Raw genomic sequence first — 18,421 nt, 5'->3', positions numbered from 1 at the left:
CAGTGCAGGGTCCGCAGCCGTCGCCCGGCCCGCGGGGACGGTGACCACCGACGGTGGTCAGGGCGTGGCGGCGTGGCTGCCGGCCTGGCTGCAGCTCGGGCTGGCGGCGGTGGTCGTCTATCTGTACGACATCGAGAACACGGCGTTCCTGCGGGTCTTCCTGCTGGCGACCGTCGGCTTCGCCATCAACGCGGCGCTGCCGCTGACCTACCGGCTGCCCTTCTTCACGGTGATGTCGATGGGCGGGGCCTTCCTGGTGTTCAGTACGATCGACGCCCTCTGGCTGCTCGGGTCCGGCGTGGTGCTCATCGGCCTGGCCAACCTGCCGTGGCGGATGGCCGCCCGGGTCGGCTTGCTGTTGGCCGTGGGTGTCGGCCTGGCGGCGTCACGGGCTGGAGTGATCGGGGCCCCGTGGTCGGCATCGCTGTGGCCGATCCTCGGGTCGATGTTCATGTTCCGCCTGGTGCTGTACGTGATGGCCACGAAGGGGGATCCGCCGGCGGGGCGCACGTGGTGGTCTCTCTCGTACTTCTTCATGCTGCCGAACCTGGTGTTCCCGCTGTTTCCAGTGGTTGACTACCAGACGTTCCGGCGCACCTACTACGACAAGGACGCCCGCGGCATCTACGAGCTGGGCATGCTGTGGGTGGCGCGCGGGGTGGTGCACCTTGTGCTCTATCGCTTCGTCTACCACAACCTCGTGGCCGACGCCGAGTCGGTGGCGACGCTCGGCGACCTCGTCCAGTTCATGCTGGCCACGCTGCTGCTCTATCTGCGGGTATCCGGCCAGTTTCATCTGATCGTCGGCATGCTGCACCTGTTCGGGTTCCGGCTGCCAGAGACGCACAAGCTGTATCTGCTGGCCAACAGCTTCACGGAGTTGTGGCGACGCATCAACCTGTACTGGACCGACTTCATGATGAAGACGGTCTTTTACCCCACCTATTTCCGCGTGAAAGCCCGGGGCCCGAAGGCGGCATTGGTCATCTCCACGGTCGTGGTGTTCGTCGTCACCTGGCTGCTGCACTCGTATCAGTGGTTCTGGCTTCGAGGCGGCTTTCCGCTGACGCCGCAGGACACGCTGTTCTGGGCCGTGCTCGGCGGCTTCGTCGTGTACGGCGGCCTGGCCGAGTTGAACGCCGACAAAACGACGCGCCGGATCGGCGGACATCAGGGCTGGAATCGTCGACAGGGCTTTCAGACGGCCGTCACCTTCACGATGTTCTACACGCTCTGGTCACTATGGAGCACCGAGTCGATGAGCCTCTGGCTCTGGATGCTCGGCTCGGCGGTGAATGTGGACCTCAAGGGCGTGGTGCTGTTGGGCGGGGCCTTCGCCATCATCATGGTGCTCGGCGGCTTCGACTGGAAGACACGTGCCCCCCTCCAGGGGTGGACCGCCGTCGCCTTCAGCCCCCTCTCGCGCACCGTGGTGCCGCTGCTCGTGCTGTGCGCACTGGCGCAGCCGGTAGTGCGGGCCGCCATGCCTCCGGCAGTCGCGGATGCCGTGCGGACCATGCGCGCCACCGGGCTGAACGCCCGCGACCTCACGACACAGCACAAGGGTTACTACGAGCAGCTCGATGTGCGCGCCCAGCTCGATACGCCGGTGTCGCTCGACGGCCGCAAGCGCGATGCGTCGTGGCAGACACTCGATCAGCTCGGCGTGCTGAACGGTCGGTCCGACCTCATGCTGCGTGATCTCAAGCCGTCACGAAGCACCACCTGGAACGGTCAGCCCTTCACTACCAACCGCTGGGGCATGCGCGACCAGGACTACGAACGGGACAAAGCGCCCGGAACGCTGCGTATCGCCATCCTCGGTCCCTCGCACGTCATGGGCAACAACGTCGCCGATGCGGATGTGTTCGAGCGCCTCGTGGAGGCGTGGCTGAACCGCGACGGCGTCGGTGGCTATGAGCGGGTCGAGGTGCTGAACTTCGGAGTGGACGGTTATTCCCTTCCTCAGCAGCTGGCGCTGCTCGAAGACCGCGTGTTCGCGTTCTCACCAGACGTCGTCATCGCGACCCACTACAAGGACAACCGCGACATGACCGAAGGCTTCCTGTTGAAGGTGTCAGAACAGGGCATCCCAGTGAGCGTGCCCGAGGTCCAGGACATCATGGCCGGCGCGCTCCTCCTCGATCCTGGTCATGCCGGGTTGCCTCTACCGTACGCGTTCGTGCGGCGTGCCTCAAGCGCCCTCGGCGTACCGAGTCGGATGCCATACGGCGAAGCCCGTTCGCGGGCGCGCCGCATTGCCGACGACGTTCTTGCGGTTTCGTTCCGGCGCTTCGCCGAGATCACCCGCGCACGAGGTATCGCTCCTGTGGTGCTGGCGCTGAACGTGGTGCTCGACAACGTACCGGACGAGGTGCCCCTGCAACGGGTCCTCGACGACGCGCGGCTACCAGTGTTCGATCTGTTCGACGTCTATCCCGAAGAACAACGTCCAGCGCTGCGCGTGGCGCCGTGGGACGACCACCCGAACGCCGCCGGCCATCGCCTCATCGCCGAGGCTCTCTACAGCAAGCTGACCGGTTTCCTCGCATCGGGCGCGCTACAGCAGGCGACCGCTGTGCTCCCCCGAAGACCCTGATCGCCATATCGGAGAGCCTGTTCATGAACAACACGCGTGAAGTGGTCAAGCAGTTCATCCTCGAGAACTTTCTGCCGGGAGAAGACCCGAAGAACCTCACGGATGACACCGAACTGAAGGAAAGCGGCATCCTCGACTCGTTGTCGACCCTGAAGCTCGTGACGTTTCTCGAGGAACACTTCAAGATCGAGCTGGAGGCGAGCGATCTCGATGCCGGCAATCTGTCGTCTGTGCGCAGCATCGCGAGCCTAGTCGGGTCGAAGACCACCGGCCAAAGCAATTGAGGCCCTCATGAGCGCGACGACCTGCCTGACCGATCTTCTCGAGCACTCCGCCCGTCAGTACCCGGACAAGATTGCCGTGTGCGTGCCCGGTGGCGGCAGTGTGACCTACCGCGAGCTCTCGGTGTTGTCGGATCGGCTCCGCGATCGCCTGTGGCTCGCCGGTGTGCGGCCTGCCGACCGCGTCGCCTTCCGCCTGCGCAAGTCGCTCGATTCGGTGGTGTCGCTCTTCGGGATCATGAAGGCGGGCGCAGCCTACGTGCCGGTAGACGCGGAATCGCCGGCACCGCGCGGCGCTTACATCATGAACGACTGCGCGGTGAAGGCCGTCATCACCGAGCGCGACCTCGCCCCCGGCCTCACGGCGGAACTGACGGCACTGGGAGCATCGCCGCATGTCTTCGCGCTCGACCCCGCCGAACCTGGGCTGCCGATCCGCAGCTTGCTGGACGCCTTGGACGCGGCCGGCGTTGCGCCTCCGGTGCCATCGCCACCGGTGCAGCCGGACGACATCGCCTACATCCTCTACACGTCGGGTTCCACTGGGCAACCCAAGGGCGTCGTGCTGTCACACCGCAACGCCGCCAGCTTCATCGACTGGATCTCGGACGTGTTTGCGCCGGAATCGACTGACACCTTCTCGTCGCACGCGCCCTTCCACTTCGATCTGTCGATCCTCGATATTTTCGTCCCGATAAAGCACGGGGCGCGCCTGGTGCTCATCGGAGAGGCGCTGGGCAAAGATCCGGGCGCCCTGGCCCCGGCGATTGCCACCGAAGGCATCACCATCTGGTACTCGACACCGTCGATCCTCAGTCTACTTGCCGACTACGGCAAGCTCGACCAGTATGATTACTCGAAGCTCCGGATCGTCTACTTCGCCGGCGAGGTCTTCCCCATCCCGCGGTTCCGCACCTTGCGCGCCTTCTGGCCGCAGCCGCGCTTCGTAAACCTGTACGGGCCCACGGAGACCAACGTGTGCACGTTTTATGAAGTGCCTGCCGATGGGTCGTGGGAACAGATGGCCACGTTCCCGATCGGTGCGATGTGCGTGCCCAATGAGGGAAGAGTCGTCGACGAAGACGGTAAGGCGGTCGCTTACGGCGCGGAGGGTGAACTCATCGTTGCCGGGCCCAACGTGATGCAGGGCTACTGGAACCTGCCGGAGCAGAACGCCCGGGCATTCTTCACCGACGCTGCCGGCCGGAAGTGGTACCGCACCGGCGACATCGTCGCCGAGGAGGCGAGTGGGCAGTTTCGGTATTTGGGTCGGCGTGATCGCATGGTCAAACGCCGCGGTTATCGTGTGGAGCTGGGAGAGATCGAAGTAGGCCTGTTGAAGCACCCCGACGTGCGCGAGGCCGCGGTGGTCGCCGTGGCACATCCTGAGAGCGGCGTGCAGATCGTGGCCGCCGTGAGCTGCTCGGCCGGAAAGCGGCTGTCGATCATCGAACTCAAGATTCACTCGGCAAAGAATCTTCCGCCATACATGATTCCCGACAGGTTTTCCGTTCTTGAAGCTCTCCCGCGGACGTCCACCGACAAGGTCGATTACCAAGCGTTGAAGGCCTCGGCGTGATCCGACGTCTGGTTCGCCCCGGCAACTGCTTGGGATGGTGCCCCTGATGTGCCGACGAGGAACCGGCGTGCCGAAACACTCTGTCGTCCTGCTGCCGTGCATGAGAGGCCGCGAGTTCGTGCGCGACATCGCGACGACGACGCTGTTCCTGCCGTCGGATGACTTGCGCCTACGAACGGGCCACAGCTTCTTCGTCGACGGAGGCCGGCAATGAGCGTCGAATGCCGCTGGGATCTCCGCGCCTTGCTCGGCGAAGGCCCGGTGTGGACGGCGCGCGACAACGCGCTCTGGTTCGTTGACATCAAGCGTCACGCGCTTCACCGCTACGACCCCGCCACCGACAGCCGGCGCAGCTTCGCGGCTCCGGCGCAGTGCGGGTTCGTGCTGCCGAGTGCCGACGGGAAATTCATCGCCGGGCTGGAAGGCGGTCTGCACCGATTCGATCCGGCTACTGGCGCGTTCGAGTTGCTGACGGTCGTCGATCCCGACCGTCCGGGCAACCGGCTGAACGACGGCGTCGTCGATCCCCGCGGCTATCTTTGGTTCGGGACAATGGACGACGCTGAGCACGAATCGAGCGGCAGGTTCTACCGCCTCGACGACGATGGCCAGGTGCGCCAGCGTGGCTTTGGGTGCCCCATCACCAACGGGCCGGCCTTCAGCCCCGACGGCCTGACCGGATACTTCGTCGACACGCTGGCTCGCAAGGTCTGGGCCTATGACGTTGACGCGCAGGGACAACTCGACGGCCGACGTCTGTTTGCCGCGTTTGACGAGGGCCTGGGCTACCCGGATGGGCCTACCGTGGACGACGACGGACACGTCTGGATCGCGCTTTACGACGGCTGGGGCGCGCGGCGCTATTCGCCGGCCGGCGTGCTGGTTGAGACGGTGCGCCTGCCGGTGGCCAATGTCACCAAGCTCGCGTTTGGAGGCGTCGACCGCCGCACGGTGTTCGCGACGACCGCCGCGCAGAAACTCGGTCCCGACGCATTGGCACACCAGCCTCTGGCTGGCGGCCTCTTCGCGTGGCGGGCGTCCATCCGTGGGCTCGTCGACGTGGAGATTCAGCACGGGATCTGAGCCGTCCCGGCGGGAGCTCTCGCGCCGTGCTGCACTTCGCGGTCTAGTGTCTGCTCAATCGTCGAACGCAGGGGTCGTCTCGCGGCAACCGATCAGGAACGCATCCGCCACCAGCCGGAGCGGGACGAGATCGACGTCGCTGGCGCCCGTCCGGACGAGCTCGTGGAACCGTTCGTAGAGGGCCGGATACTCGCGGTCCGGCAAGGGGGCGACGGTGTCGCCCGGCAGTGACAGGCTTGCCCCGCCGTGCGCCAGCAGGAGCGGGCCTTCGTCGGTCTCCACTCGAATGTCCCACGTCTGGTGCCCGGTCTGGCGCCAGTCGAGATTCATGCTGACCGGCGCGCCGGCGGCCGTGCGCAGGCGCAGCCGGGCAGCAATCGGCGCGGCGCGGTTCAACGGCACCGCGAGGGTGGCTGCGTCGACCCGGAGCGGGCTCGGCAGGATGGCCGTTGCGATCGACAGCGCATTGATACCAGGATCGAAAACCCCAAGTCCCCCCGGCTCCCAGATCCAGCGCTGACCCGGGTGCCACGTCCGGACGTCCTCACGCCAGTCGATCGACGCGCCGAGCACCGTGCGGCCGAGTAGCCACTCGCGCGCTGGAGCGACTCCCGAAGCGAAGCGGGAATGCCAGGCGGCAAACAGCGTCGTGCCAGCACGCGCGGCTTGGGCAGTCAGTGCCTCCACTTCGGTCAGCGTCGTGCCTGGCGGCTTCTCGAGCAATACATGAAGGCCGGCGGAGATCGCCTGAGCCGCCAGGGCGCTGCGAACTTGCGGCGGCGTGCAGAGTGCCACCGCGTCGAGTGCAGGGCGTGTGTCGAGAAGGGCGTCGAGGCTCCTGAAGTGAGGGATACCGGGCAGTCCGGCGTCGTCTGGACTCACCGTGGCCGTCAGTGTGAATCGGTCCTCGACCGCCAAGGCCGGCAGATGCTGCTCGCGGGCGACCTTGCCGAGACCCACCACCGCGATCCGGACTGTTGCCGCTCTCTTTGGGCTGATCATGATGGGCAACCTCCGCTGGGCGGCTCGCACCGACATGATAGACGAGAGGCCCGCCGGCGACCTCGCGGATGGGCACGATCGTCTAGCGATCCCCTGGGGCGCCTCCGTCACCTAGTCGCCGCTGCTGCAGCCCGGCGACGTGCCGAGCATGTGCTGCTTGTCGTGGTGCGGAAGCGCGGATGCGCAGCGTCTCGGTGCGGAAGGTCGATGACCTCCCGAATGTGCTCGGTCTCGCGGGGATCCAGCGGTGACGGCGCACTGCCGCGAACGTCGCTATCTCGAGCGAACGATGACTTCGTTGGAGGGAACGCTGACGCCGGATCCGCGGACCGCCCGCACGCGAACGAAATACGTCCCTGGCGGGGCGGTGGCCGTCAACGAGAGTGCACCGCCCACGTTGATGACGGCGATGTCCGCGGCCCCGGTGGCCGAGCCGGCTTCGATGATGTACGTGTCCGCTCCGCCCGCCGGCGCGGCCCAGGAGAGCGTCACCGACGAGCCCGCCACCGTCGCGGCCAGCGCCGACGGCGCACCGGGTGGGGCAGCGCCACCGACGTGGAATGACACGTCGGGTGAGGGCGGCCCGATACCCACGGCGTTACCGGCGTGAACTCTGGCGAAGTACGTGCCGGGCGGCACGGCGCCAGAGACGCTCCGCGCGGCGCCGAGCGGATAGTCGCTCAAGATATTCGACGCCCCCGGTGCGGTGCCGACCGAAATCCGGTAATTGAGGGCGACACCGCCAGCGTCGGGTGGCGCCCAACTGATACTGGCCGTGGCGCCATTCACGCTTGCCTGGACTGCCGTCGGAGCGCCCGGTGAATTCGCCAGATCAACCACGACCTCACCCGAGGACGGCCCTTCGATGCCGGCGTCCGTGTACCCCCGGACGGAGACGTAGTAGATGCCCCCGGGCGGCAGCGGCAGCACCACGCTCGTAGCACTGCCCACATCGAGCACTGCTTGGGCTGAACCCGGATTCGTGCCAACAGAGACCCGGTACCCCGCGGTGAAACCGTCCGTGTTGCGATCCCACGCGGCCGTGATCGGAATCTGAGCGGCCGCCGCCGAGACCAGCGCCAGACTCGCCGCAAGCGCCAGTGCACCCACGCGCAGGACGCTCCGCACGGCGGCAGCCCGGCGCAGGGCCCACGGAATTCGAGCGTGTTGGACGGCCAGTGTCATGACAAACCGGGAGACAGGCTGGTCGGGTTTACAAGAATCGGGCCATTCCGATTCGGCGATTCGCGCGGTCCGAAATGCGGCGGGTTTCAATGAACGAAGGCCCTGGCCGACGCATCCCGTCAGCCAGGGCCCATGTAATTTGTGCCCGGTCGCTGCCCTAATTCTGGACGACGCCGAACGGATTCGTAATCGCTACCGGACGAGAACCTCGTTCGATGGCAGACCCGGGCCACGCCCGTTCACGGCCCGCACACGGATGTAGTAGGTCCCCACCGGCGCCTGAGCGGAGAACGTCGTCGCCGTGCCCACCTGCACCCTGGCCAGGTCCGACAGTCCCGGGGCGCTGCCCGCTTCGATGATGTAGCCGCCGACCGAGGAGCCGGCCGGGGCGTTCCACCGCAGATTGACGGTCGAATTCACCCGCGAGGCCACCAGGGTGTTGGGGGCACCAGGAGCCCCGGGGGGCACCAGCACGAGGTCCGGCGTGGGGTCGGAATCGCCGTAGTCGTTCTCGGCTCGCAGACGCACGTAGTAGGTGCCCGACGGAATCGGTGCGCTGAAGCTCGTGACCCGCCCGAGCTTCACCGTGGCGACATCGGCCAGGCCGGGAGCGGTTCCTGCTTCGAGCACGTAGTTGGTCGGCACGTCTTCAATCGCACCGTCGGCGGAGGCGGCCGTCCACGACATCACCGCCGTCGTGCCAATCCAGGTGACGGTAAAGCCCCGGGGCGACACCAGCGTGCGGCCGATCTTGAACTGGAAGAGGTTGGAGTAGCCGCTCGTTCCGGCAGCGTTGGTCGCACGAACACGCGCGTGGTAGCGGCCCCTCGGCAGGTCCGCGGCCACGGAGGTGATGTTGCCCACGTTGTAGCCGCTCGCAAGCATCTGCGTCGTGCCGGACAGACCGAGGTCGATGAGATATCCGGTCGGCGCTCCGCCGGTGGCTGCGAGTTGCCAGGCGAAGGTCGCTCGGGAACCGCTCACCGCCACCGTCATGTTCGTCGGTGCGCCAGGCAGCGGGCTGGTCGGTGGGGCCACGGTCACGGTAGCGCTTCTGGTCACGGTGGCGCCCGTGCTGCTCGTCGCAATGATGGTGAACGTCGTCGTGGTCGCGACGGCGACCGAGGCGGAGCCGGTGAGTGACACGCCCACGCCGTTGATGGTCGCGCTCACCGCGTTGGCCGTCTGCCACGACACCAGTGCCGTCGTCGAGTTCTGAAGCGAGGCCGTGATGGTAGCCGTCGGCGCCGGCACCGGAGTGACCGTAACCGTCGCGCTTTGCGTAGCGGTCGTGCCAGCGGCGTTGCGCGCGACGATCGTGAAGGTGGCCGTGGCGGTCACTGGCACCGTGCTCGTGCCGCTCAGGGCCACGGTCGCGCCGTTGATAGTGGCACTCGTGGCGTTGGTGGTCTGCCAACTGACGATGGCGTTCGTGCCCTGCAGCGTTGCCGTGATCTGCGCCGTCGGTGCGGCGGTCGTGGTCCGCAGGTCGATGGTCGCCTCGTTCGAGGGCGGGCCCTGCTGCGCCGACGTGTTGTAGGCGCGAACGACGAAGTAGTAGATCGAGCCGCGGTTCAGCGTGAGCTGGGCGCTCACCTGGCTGCCCGCGTCGTACGACCACTGATACGTGCCCGGGGACGTGCCGTAGTGCACGACATAGCCGGCAGTCAGTGCGTCGGTGTTGCGGTCCCAGGCCGCCGTGACTGTGGTCGTCTGCGCGGACGCAGTAGAGGCGGAGACGGTGATGAGCGCGACCGCGAGTGCACCCACCAGGCCGGCGTATGAGTGCCGCAGCATCTTTCGACCGCGGCAGAAGGCATCAACGAGTACAGAAGTCCCCACAGGCATCACCACCGTCCCCGCCGCGCGGAGACCACTGAACGAAGTTCGGGATTGATCGGCGCCCAGGGGGAGTTGGGCGATGCGGGTGAGGGATACCCGCGAAAACACGCTCCAAGATCCGGGCCAGCGTGTGGTGCGGCCGTTTTCGGTGGATGCGAGTTCCATGACACCCCGAGGAGTGCCAGAAGCGCGCCAGCCAACGTCCGCAGGCTTTAGGATCGCGTAAGTCTCTTGTAATCAGAGACTTATGTGGTGCCTTTCGCCAGTGTGCCGGGCCCGGTGGACGCACCGTACATTTCAGATTTGGCAGGAGGCCTTCGATTGCGTGTGCAAAGGGCGGCCCGCCACGGGCACCTTGGCACGAAAACCCACTGGCGCGTTTCTACTCGGTGCGTTGGAGACCGATACACTGCGGGCCGGCTGACCGCGCGCAGGCGTGCGCAGAACGCGCGAAGACCGGGGACGATGCGCGGTGGGCTACTGACTGCCCGTCAGCAGGTGACCCAGTTCGGCCGCCCCTTGCTTGAAGAGCTGCAGAATCTGGCCACTGGTACGGAACTCGTCGAGGATCGCGGCGCGGCGGCTCGTGCGCAGGTCGCCGATCACGTAGGCGAGCACGCTGGCCATGACATCGCCTTCTTCGGTGCCCGTGGCTTCGAAGCGCTTGCGGTAGCCCTGCAGCACGGATTCGAACGAGGCATCGTGCCAGCGCTGCACGCCGGGTTCGAGCTGCAGGAAGTCGTCGAGGGCGGCGGTGAAGGCCGGTGCCGGATCGCGCTGCCAGAACGTGACGTCGGCGCCGAACTCGGGCACGCGCAACGGCAGGTAGATCGTGGCACCAGCGGGCACGGCGCGCGTGAGCGCCGGATTGAAGCGCTGCACCTCGCTCGCGGTGAGGCTGGTGCGTTTCGTGATCTCGCCGGCCGGCACCGCGCGGGCCGTCCGCATCGCGAAGATGCGCTCCTGCGGTACGGTCGAGCGCAGCTGCCGCACCGTGAGCGTGTTGCCGAAGACCATCTCGGCGTAGCGGAACGAGCGGATGCCGTAGGTGCGGTAGAGGTCGCGATAGCCGCGCAGGTCCACCTGGCGCAGGTCGCGCGCGAACTGCGAGCCGCGGAAGTACTGCTCGGGCACGGTGGCGCCGCCCAGGCGCTCGCCGTTGATGAGCGCGCGGCCCACGTTCACGCCGCCCGAGTGATGTTCCGACAGCGCCGGGATGAAGCTGCCGTACATCGTGCCGAGGATCGACAGGTAGGCGGCGCAGTAAGGCGCCTGCGTGGTCTGGTTGAAGGCCTCGATGACGGCCGGCGACAGCCGGTCGAGTGTCTGCCAGTTGCGGCGCAGCCACTGGCAGAGCCCGAGGGCGCTCGCCCGCGACTTCGCCACGCCGTTCAGTCCCGACTCGAGGATGGCCTGCGAGAGGCCAATCTCGGCCGGCACGCCGAAGCGTTCGTAGATGCGGCTCCATTCATCGAGGAACGGCGCGTACTTCGGAATGTTGGGCAGCAGGAAGAGGCCGCGCGTCGGGTTGTGCAGCAGTGGGCCGATGGTCGGCGTGAGCAGCCGCACCACCAGATCGCGGCGGTCGTCGGGCCGCGGCGGCCACACCACGCCGTTCAGCGTGGCCGCGAGCGAGGTGTCGACGTAGAGGGCATCACGGCCCCAGTCGCCCTTCGTCGGGAAGGTCGCAAGCAGCCGGCCGTCCTGTTCGCTGCCGAACGCGATGCGTCCGTCGGGGATGGTGAAGATGTGCTGCCAGAAGCGGTAGGCGGGCCGGAACGCCTGCACGACCGTGAGGTCGTCCTTGAGGCGGGCGTCGGCGCGGCTGAGCGGCTCGGCGCCGGCCGTGCGGCCGAGCAGCACGACAAGGGCGGCAACGAGCGCCAGCCGGTAGCGTGGGCGGAGAGATACCACGACTGCTCCTCGCTACTCTATCGGATCGTCGTCACCGATCAATCAGGGGCACGCGCGGTGGCCGGCATGGTGTAATGGTCGGGATGTCGTCGCGACTCTGCGCTGCGCTGCTGGCGCTGGCCATGGCGTCGTGCGCCCCGCAGCCCGCCACGTCGGCCATCGACCGGCTGCACGAGTGCGCGATCGAGGAAGGCCCCACCGGCGCCTACTGCGGCACGCTCAGCGTGCCCGAAAACCGCGCCACCGGCCAGGGGCGCACCATCGCCCTCAAGATCGTGGTGGCGCCGGCGCTGCGCCGCGATGCCGCGTCCGACCCGCTCTTCATCCTCGAAGGCGGGCCCGGCGCCGGCGCCGCGACACTCGCCGGCGCGCGGCTGGGCATGTTCCGCCGCTTCCGCACCGACCGCGATCTGGTGTTCGTGGATCAGCGCGGCACGGGCGAGTCGAACCGGCTCGGCTGCGATCCCTCCGTCGAGGAAATGGACGAGGTGGCGACCGACGACGACCGCGCCCTCACCCGGCTGCGCGCGTGCCTTGCGGCCCTCGACGCCGATCCGCGTCTCTACACGACGTCGATCGCGATGGACGACCTCGACGACGTCCGCCGCTTCCTCGGCTACGAGCGGATCAACCTCTGGGGCGGCTCGTACGGCACCCGCGCGGCGCTCGTCTACCTGCGCCAGCACGAGGCACAGGTGCGCAGCGTGGTGCTCGACGGCGTGGCGCCGCAGGACATGCGCCTGCCGCTCACGACCGCGCGCGACGCGCAGCGGGCGCTCGACCGCCTCATCGCCGACTGCGCGGCCGACGCCGCCTGCGCCGCCACGTTCCCGACGCTCGGCGCCGACATTCGCGCGCTCTTCACGCGCCTCGAGGCCGAGCGTCCCACGGTGACGGGCGTCCATCCGCGCACCGGCCTGCCCATCTCTTTGCCGCTCTCGCGCCGTGATGTCGCCCTGGTCGTCTTCCGCGCGCTCTACGTGCCGGAAGTGGCGTCGCTCCTGCCGCGTGTGCTCACCGACGCCGCGGCGGGGAACTACCAGGGGCTGCTGGCGCTGGCCTTCGCCTCCGCGCCCGAGGGCGACAAGCGCGACATGGCCATCGGCATGCACCTCTCGGTGGTCTGCGCCGAAGACATCCCGCGCATCACGCCCGACGACCGCGTCACGGCCGACGCCGGCGGCTTCCTCGGCGCCGCGATGTTCGATGCGCAGTACTCGGCCTGCAGCTTCTGGCCGCGGGGCGAGGTGCCCGAGAGCTACTACGCGCCCATCACGTCGGCCACGCCGGTGCTCATCCTGTCGGGGGCGGACGACCCGGTCACCCCGCCCACCTGGGGCGAGCACGTCGCGCCGCACCTCACGAACTCCCGGCACATCGTCGTGCCGGGCGCCGGCCACATCACGCTCACGCGCGGCTGCGTGCCGGCGATCGTCGACACGTTCCTGCGCACCGCGAGCGTGACGGGGCTCGACCCGGCCTGCACGGGCACGCTCACGCGGCCGCCCTTCTTCCTCACGCCCACCGGGCCGGCGGCGCCGCCCGCGCCAAAGACGCCATGATCGCCATCGACGGTCTGCAGAAACGCTTCGGCGAGGTGGTCGCCGTGCGCGGCGTGCACCTCACCGCGAGGGACGGCACCGTGACCGGCCTGCTCGGCCCGAACGGCGCCGGCAAGACCACCACGCTGCGCATGTTGTCGGGGCTGATGCGGCCCGATGCCGGCACGATCCGCGTGGACGACGTGGACGTCGTCGCCGATCCCGTGGGGGCGCAGCGCGTGATGGGCCAGCTGCCCGACTCGCGCGGCCTCTATCCGCGGCTCACCGCCCGCGAGCACATCGAGTACTTCGCCGACCTCCACGGGCTGTCGCGCGCGGTCACGAAGGAGCGCGTCGCGCGGCTCATCACGCGCCTCGGCCTCGAGGCCATCGCCGACCGCCGCGTGGCCGGCTTCTCGCAGGGCGAACGCACCAAGGTGGCGCTTGCCCGCGCGCTCGTGCACCAGCCGCGCAACGTCATCCTCGACGAACCCACGAACGGGCTCGACGTGATGAGCACGCGCGCCATGCGAGAGGTGATCCGCGGCCTGCGCGACGACGGCTGCTGCGTGATGTTCTCGAGCCACATCATGCAGGAGGTGTCGGCGCTCTGCGATCGCATCGTCGTCATCGCCGATGGCCGCGTCGTGGCCGACGGCACGCCCGACGATCTGCGCGCGCAGACCGACCGCGACAACCTCGAAGACGCGTTCGTGCTGCTCGCCGGCCTCGAACACGACCACGGAGCCTCCGCATGAGGTGGATGGGAGCGCTCTTCGCGGTCGCCCGCAAGGAAATCGTGGACGGCATCCGCGATCGCCGTTCGCTCGTGACGCTCGTCTTCTCGGCGCTCATGACCCCGCTGCTGCTCGGCGTGCTGCTCACGAGCACGGCCGGGAGCGCCCGCGGCGCCGAGGAACTCACGCTGCCGGTCGTCGGCGCGGAACACGCGCCGGCCTTCGTGCAGTGGCTCGGCCAGCAGACGGGCGTGAAGGTCGTGCCGGGGCCGGCCGATCCCGAACAGGCCGTGCTCGACCGCGCCGAAGACGTCGTGCTCATCATCGAGCCTGACTTCATGGCGCGCATGGGCCGCGCGCAGACGGCCGAGGTGAAGCTCGTGAGCGAGAGCACGCGCGAGCGGGCGCGCCCCAAGATCGCGCGTGTGCGGGCGCTCGTCGGCGGCTACGCCGGGCAGCTCGCCAGCCTGCGCCTCATCGCCCGCGGCGTGGCGCCGGGCATCGCGCAGCCGATCCGCCTCGAAGACGTCGAGGTGTCGAGCAGCCAGGCGCGCCTGGCGACGCTGCTCTCGTTCCTGCCGCTGCTGCTCGTCATCGCCGGACTCGTCGGCGGCATGCAGATCGCCATCGACTCGACGGCCGGCGAACGCGAACGCGGCTCGCTCGAACCGCTGCTGCTCAATCCCGTGCCGCGCTGGGTGCTGGCGGCGGGGAAGTGGCTGGCCGCCTCGGCGCTCGGCGGCGCGTAGGTCGTGCTGTCGCTCATCATCACCGTGAACGTGCTGCGCCGCATCCCGTGGCACGACCTCGGCATCCGCTTCCGCCTGAGTGACGGCGAGCTCTTCAGCCTGCTGCTCCTCATCCTGCCGCTGGCGCTCTTCCTCGCGGCGATGGTGCTCTTCGCGTCGACCTTCGCGCGCAGCTTCAAGGAGGCGCAGGGCTACCTCGGCATGCTGATGCTGCTGCCGATGCTGCCCGGCATGCTGGCCACGGTCTATCCGCTGTCGCGCCGTCCGTGGCTGGCGCCGGTGCCGGTGCTCGGGCAATACGCGCTGGCCTCCGACGTGCTCGGCGGACAACCGCCCGGCGCCTGGCTGTTTCTCGTCGCCGGCGTGTCGGCGCTCGCCTGCGCGTTGCTGCTCGTCTGGCTCACCGCCCGCGCCATGTCGCGCGAGCGCATCATCTTCGGGCGGTAGCGGGATGACCCTGGGAGTGAAGAAGACGCTCGTCGCCGTCGCGCTCTTCGCGGTGTCGGCGGCGATGGTCTACGGCACATGGCTGGCGGTGGACGACATGCGCGCCAAGCCGATGGTGGCGCGGGTCACCGTGGACGGCGGCGCGGTCGTGGTCGTGAACGACGGCGACTTCGCGTGGAGCGACGCGCAGTTCGTCGTGAACGGTACCTACCGGGCCGCCGCGCCAGACACCCTCGCGCCCGGCGCCCGCCAGGTGCTGGCGCTCACCGCTTTCGTCGACCGCGACGGCCGCTCGGCCGCCAGCGCCGGCGACCCCGTGCGCGACGTCACCGCCACCGCCACCCGCCACTCCCGCTTCGGCACGTTCAACACCGACCGCCCCACGACGGGCCGCTGGCTGCTGCGGTAACCGTACAAACGAAAGGGCCGGCGGAATCCGCCGGCCCTTCGCCAGAGAGTGCTGTGCGGCGCGCTTAGCGCTGCGCGGGCGCCGCGGTCGAGCTGACCGCCGCGCGCTTCGGGAAGATTTCCTTGAACGCGGTGAGGAACTTGGCCATGTCCTCGTCGCGGCCAATCGACACGCGCAGGTGGTTCAGCATCGGCGGGAACGGACGGCCGACGAGGATGTTCTTCTCGCGGAACGCCTGAATCGTCGGCTGCACCATCTTGTCGTGCAGGCTGACCATGAAGAAGTTGGTCTGCGACGGGATCACCGGGTAACCCCACGCCTCGAGTTCCTTCGAGGTGCTGTTGCGCAGCGCGATCGTCTTGCGGCGGATTTCCGCCTGACCGGCCGTGTCCTTGAGCGACGCGGCGGCGGCGAACTTCGCCAGCACGTTCACGCCCTGGGCGCTCGTCGTGTAGGGCCGCATGCGGTTGATGACGTCGGCCGGCGCGATCGCATAGCCGACGCGCATCGCGGCGAGCGCCGCGATCTTCGAGAAGGTGCGCGCCACGATCACCGGACGGCCTTCGAGCACGTAGGGCACCGACGTGCCGTAGGCCGGGTCGTCCACGTAGTGGTGGTAGGCCTCATCGACGAGGATCGGCATGTCCTTCGGAATGCCCTCGACCACCTGCTTCACTTCCTTGGCCGAGATGACGACGCCGGTCGGGTTGTTGGGATTGCAGAGGTAGAAGAAGCCGATGTCGCGCGCGTTGCGGTTCGCGGCGGCGATCATGCCGGGGATGTCCTGCCGGTAGTCCTTCAGGAGCGGCACCTTGATGGCTTCGGACTTGATGCTGGTGGCGTGCGCGAACACCGAGCCGTAGGACGGGTCGGCGCCGAGGACGTACTTGCCGCCCTGCAGGTAGGTGGTGCCGACGACGTCGAGCACTTCGCCCGAGCCAGCCGTGAGCAGCACGTTCTCACGCTTCACGCCGTGGTGATCGGCAATCGCCTGGATGACGTTGCCGTCGGGGTTGCCGTAGCGGTTCGCATACTTGAAGGCGTGCTGCATCGCCTCCATCACGGCCGGGGGCGGCCCCCAGTTGTTCTCGTTGCTCGCGATCTTGACGAAGGCGTCGTACTGGGCCTCACCGCCGGTGAACTGTTCGGTGCGTACCTGCCCGAGAAGGCTGGCGGGCTTCAGGCCCAGGGCGCCGACGGCTGCGGCCACACCACCGAAAAACCGACGACGAGAAAACGGATGCCTGACGTCCATGCGAAGCCCTCCAAGGGAAATCTGGTCGAACCCCAGAAATGTACCCGATCTTCGGCCCGAATGCGCGTCCGTCGCAGCCTTCCGGGACAGATTCGTGCATTTTTCTCATGACCACCCGCTGCAGGATGCGCGAAACCCATGCGTTTGTTGCAGATAGCGGGGCAGGCGCCTGCAGTAGAATCCCGGCCGGCGCCGCCCGGCGCCCGGGAGAGCACCCCATGAAACGTCGCGATTTCCTGACTTCGTCAGTGGCCGGCACGGTAGCGGCCGGGCTGACCGGCACCCCGGCCGAGGCGCTCGCCGGCGAGGGCCTGCGGCAATCCGCCGCACCCACGCGCCGCATCCTGATTGCCGGCGGCGGCTTCGGCACGGCCTTCATCCGCTACATGGCGGAACTGACCGGCAAGCCGCGGCCGAAGCTGCTCTACCTGCCCACGGCGTCGGCCGATTCGCCGCAGGGCATCATCAGCTGGTACCGGGCTTGCGCGCCGCTCAACGTGGAGGCGTCGCACCAGGTCAGCTTCATCGCCAGCACCCAGCAGCCGCGTGGCTGGGACGAGGTGCTGCTCTCGGTGGACGGCATCGTCTGCTCCGGCGGCAACACCCTCAACCAGCAGGTCATCTGGAAGGCGCACGGCATCGACGTCCTGCTGCGCCAGGCGTGGGACCGCGGCATCGTCCTTGGTGGCGCCAGCGCCGGCTCGCTCTGCTGGTTCGAGGAAGGCACCACCGACTCGCGCCCGAAGGAGCTCTCGACGGTGCAGTGCCTGGGCTTCCTCAAGGGCAGCCACTGCCCGCATTACGACGCCGAACCCGGCCGCCGGCCGCTGTACCACAAGCTCATCGGCTCGGGCCAGATGAAGCCGGGCTATGCCTGCGACAACGACGCCGGCATCTACTTCGAAGACAACACGGTGAAGCGCGTCGTGGCGACGCGCGCCGATGCCGACGTGTTCCACGTGAGCCTCGTGGACGGCAAGGTGGTGGAAAAGCCGCTGCCGGCCGACCGGATCTCGTAATCGGCTAGACTGCGCCGAGCGTGTCGAGTGATGGCCTGCCTCTGACGGCATCCCGGATGCGGACGGACGACCCCGAGGGCGTCACCGCCGACGTCGCGGCGCTCGCCCGCATGGCGCGCGGCGACGAGTCGGGGCTGGCGGAGCTCTACGACCGCCACGCCACGCCGGTCTACTCGCTGGCCCTGCGCATCGTGCGGCGGCCCGAGGATGCCGAAGATGTCACCCAGCAGGTGTTCACGCAGGCCTGGCGCACGTCGGCGCGCTTCGACGCCTCGCGTGGGGTCGTGGCGGCGTGGCTGCTGATGATGGCCCGCTCGCGCGCCATTGATTGCCTGCGCCGTCGCAACCCGGCACGCGATGGCATCTCCGACGACGAGCGTCTGGCCGCAATCCCCGATCCCGAGCCGAGCGTAGAGTACGTAGTGGCCACGCGCGAGCAGGTCGAACGGGTGCAGGTGGCCATCGACGCGCTGCCCGCCGAACAACGGGTGGCCGTCGAGCTGGCGTACTATGACGGCCTGACGCAGAGCGAGATCGCCGAGCGGACGTCCACGCCCCTCGGCACCGTCAAAACCAGGGTCCGGAGCGCGCTGCAGACGCTTCGATCCGCTGTGGCCGTGGCGCGTGGTGCGGCCGGGGGTCAGTCATGACGCAGGACCCCGAAGAGCAGCGCGTGCTCGACGCGCTCGGCCGTGCCGTGCCGCAGGTGGCGCCGCCGCCCGGCCTGCGCGCGAAGGTGCTCGCGGCCGCGGTGCGCGAGCCCATCGAGCCGGCCGGGG

At 68.3% G+C, this 18,421-nt stretch carries 17 protein-coding genes; 12 read left to right on the top strand and 5 right to left on the bottom strand.

Features of this window, described 5'->3' with window-relative positions:
* The first annotated feature begins 40 nt into the window (after window positions 1–40).
* From Q0C41_RS13770 to Q0C41_RS13750, 5 genes are all read left to right on the top strand, one after another.
* On the top strand, window positions 41–2,599 hold the full coding sequence (locus Q0C41_RS13770) for a hypothetical protein (protein ID WP_291984361.1): 2,559 nt from the start codon (window positions 41–43) through the stop codon (window positions 2,597–2,599).
* 23 nt (window positions 2,600–2,622) lie between these two features.
* The gene (locus tag Q0C41_RS13765) at window positions 2,623–2,883 is read left to right on the top strand and encodes an acyl carrier protein (RefSeq protein WP_291984360.1); all 261 of its coding nucleotides are present in this window, start codon (window positions 2,623–2,625) and stop codon (window positions 2,881–2,883) included.
* A gap of 7 nt (window positions 2,884–2,890) precedes the next feature.
* Window positions 2,891–4,459, top strand: a complete 1,569-nt coding sequence (locus tag Q0C41_RS13760; RefSeq protein ID WP_291984359.1) for an amino acid adenylation domain-containing protein — start codon at window positions 2,891–2,893, stop codon at window positions 4,457–4,459.
* A gap of 67 nt (window positions 4,460–4,526) precedes the next feature.
* Window positions 4,527–4,673 carry a hypothetical protein gene (locus tag Q0C41_RS13755; RefSeq protein ID WP_291984358.1) on the top strand — a complete coding sequence of 49 codons (147 nt, stop codon included), beginning with the start codon at window positions 4,527–4,529 and terminating at the stop codon, window positions 4,671–4,673.
* Window positions 4,670–5,542 (top strand): SMP-30/gluconolactonase/LRE family protein, encoded by an 873-nt coding sequence (locus Q0C41_RS13750; protein WP_291984357.1) that lies wholly within the window; start codon window positions 4,670–4,672, stop codon window positions 5,540–5,542. The genes Q0C41_RS13755 and Q0C41_RS13750 overlap by 4 nt, the downstream gene beginning before the upstream one ends.
* Window positions 5,543–5,596: 54 nt before the next feature.
* Here the strand turns inward: Q0C41_RS13750 and Q0C41_RS13745 are convergent, their stop codons facing one another.
* From Q0C41_RS13745 to Q0C41_RS13730, 4 genes are all read right to left on the bottom strand, one after another.
* Window positions 5,597–6,544 (bottom strand): Gfo/Idh/MocA family oxidoreductase, encoded by a 948-nt coding sequence (locus tag Q0C41_RS13745; RefSeq protein ID WP_291984356.1) that lies wholly within the window; start codon window positions 6,542–6,544, stop codon window positions 5,597–5,599.
* A gap of 273 nt (window positions 6,545–6,817) precedes the next feature.
* Window positions 6,818–7,654, bottom strand: a complete 837-nt coding sequence (locus Q0C41_RS13740) for a hypothetical protein (RefSeq protein ID WP_291984355.1) — start codon at window positions 7,652–7,654, stop codon at window positions 6,818–6,820.
* A 267-nt stretch (window positions 7,655–7,921) separates the two neighbouring features.
* Window positions 7,922–9,526, bottom strand: a complete 1,605-nt coding sequence (locus tag Q0C41_RS13735) for a hypothetical protein (RefSeq protein WP_291984354.1) — start codon at window positions 9,524–9,526, stop codon at window positions 7,922–7,924.
* Between the two features lie 522 nt (window positions 9,527–10,048).
* Window positions 10,049–11,485 (bottom strand): hypothetical protein, encoded by a 1,437-nt coding sequence (locus Q0C41_RS13730; RefSeq protein ID WP_291984353.1) that lies wholly within the window; start codon window positions 11,483–11,485, stop codon window positions 10,049–10,051.
* A gap of 83 nt (window positions 11,486–11,568) precedes the next feature.
* On the opposite strand from Q0C41_RS13730, the gene Q0C41_RS13725 reads away from it, so the two are divergent.
* From Q0C41_RS13725 to Q0C41_RS13705, 5 genes are read left to right on the top strand one after another with little or no spacing between them, the layout of a single operon-like run.
* Window positions 11,569–13,047, top strand: coding sequence for an alpha/beta hydrolase (locus Q0C41_RS13725; RefSeq protein ID WP_291984352.1), 1,479 nt, complete (start codon window positions 11,569–11,571; stop codon window positions 13,045–13,047).
* On the top strand, window positions 13,044–13,784 hold the full coding sequence (locus Q0C41_RS13720) for an ATP-binding cassette domain-containing protein (protein WP_291984351.1): 741 nt from the start codon (window positions 13,044–13,046) through the stop codon (window positions 13,782–13,784). The genes Q0C41_RS13725 and Q0C41_RS13720 overlap by 4 nt, the downstream gene beginning before the upstream one ends.
* On the top strand, window positions 13,781–14,512 hold the full coding sequence (locus Q0C41_RS13715) for an ABC transporter permease subunit (protein ID WP_291984350.1): 732 nt from the start codon (window positions 13,781–13,783) through the stop codon (window positions 14,510–14,512). The genes Q0C41_RS13720 and Q0C41_RS13715 overlap by 4 nt, the downstream gene beginning before the upstream one ends.
* Window positions 14,513–14,515: 3 nt before the next feature.
* Window positions 14,516–14,959, top strand: coding sequence for a hypothetical protein (locus Q0C41_RS13710; RefSeq protein WP_291984349.1), 444 nt, complete (start codon window positions 14,516–14,518; stop codon window positions 14,957–14,959).
* A 4-nt stretch (window positions 14,960–14,963) separates the two neighbouring features.
* On the top strand, window positions 14,964–15,368 hold the full coding sequence (locus Q0C41_RS13705) for a hypothetical protein (protein WP_291984348.1): 405 nt from the start codon (window positions 14,964–14,966) through the stop codon (window positions 15,366–15,368).
* Between the two features lie 64 nt (window positions 15,369–15,432).
* Here the strand turns inward: Q0C41_RS13705 and Q0C41_RS13700 are convergent, their stop codons facing one another.
* Window positions 15,433–16,623, bottom strand: coding sequence for a histidinol-phosphate transaminase (locus Q0C41_RS13700; protein WP_291984347.1), 1,191 nt, complete (start codon window positions 16,621–16,623; stop codon window positions 15,433–15,435).
* A 107-nt stretch (window positions 16,624–16,730) separates the two neighbouring features.
* On the opposite strand from Q0C41_RS13700, the gene Q0C41_RS13695 reads away from it, so the two are divergent.
* Together Q0C41_RS13695 and Q0C41_RS13690 are read left to right on the top strand one after the other, a co-directional pair.
* Entirely contained in the window at window positions 16,731–17,642 is a 912-nt protein-coding gene (locus Q0C41_RS13695; RefSeq protein WP_291984346.1) for a peptidase E, read from the top strand.
* 56 nt (window positions 17,643–17,698) lie between these two features.
* Complete coding sequence (locus Q0C41_RS13690) at window positions 17,699–18,292, top strand: sigma-70 family RNA polymerase sigma factor (RefSeq protein WP_291984345.1); 594 nt, start codon at window positions 17,699–17,701, stop codon at window positions 18,290–18,292.
* Window positions 18,293–18,421 lie beyond the last annotated feature (129 nt).

The sequence above is a fragment of the Luteitalea sp. genome, assembly GCF_022842525.1.
In the GTDB taxonomy this organism is placed as follows: domain Bacteria; phylum Acidobacteriota; class Vicinamibacteria; order Vicinamibacterales; family Vicinamibacteraceae; genus Luteitalea.
The sequence above is the reverse complement of the archived record's forward strand: the minus strand, read 5'-3'. Positions and strand labels throughout refer to the sequence as shown.